This window comes from Bradyrhizobium cosmicum (genome assembly GCF_032290525.1).
In the GTDB taxonomy this organism is placed as follows: domain Bacteria; phylum Pseudomonadota; class Alphaproteobacteria; order Rhizobiales; family Xanthobacteraceae; genus Bradyrhizobium; species Bradyrhizobium cosmicum_A.
The window spans coordinates 1-235 of the sequence record NZ_JASXTA010000603.1 but is presented as its reverse complement, the minus strand read 5'-3'; the positions used below and the strand labels follow the sequence as shown (position 1 = coordinate 235).

The following is a 235-nucleotide window of genomic DNA, read 5'->3' as shown; positions in this document are numbered from 1 at the left end:
GGGCAACAGCGATTATGGCGTCGGCGGCTTCGGCGGACTGCAGGAACTGCGTGACCTCAACAAGCCAGTGATCGCCTGCGTCAACGGCATGGCCGTCGGCGGCGGCTTCGAACTGGCGCTGTCATGCGACCTGATCTATGCCTCCGACCATTCGTCCTTCGCGCTGCCGGAGATCCGTGCCGGAGTGCTGGCCGATGCAGCAACGATCAAGCTGCCAAAACGCATCCCCTATCAC

1 protein-coding gene is annotated in these 235 nt (G+C 63.0%); it reads left to right on the top strand.

Going from position 1 to position 235, the window contains the following annotated elements:
* Nucleotides 1-235 (top strand): enoyl-CoA hydratase-related protein (locus QSV46_RS41090; protein ID WP_314964518.1); only part of this gene is annotated, 235 nt, incomplete at both ends.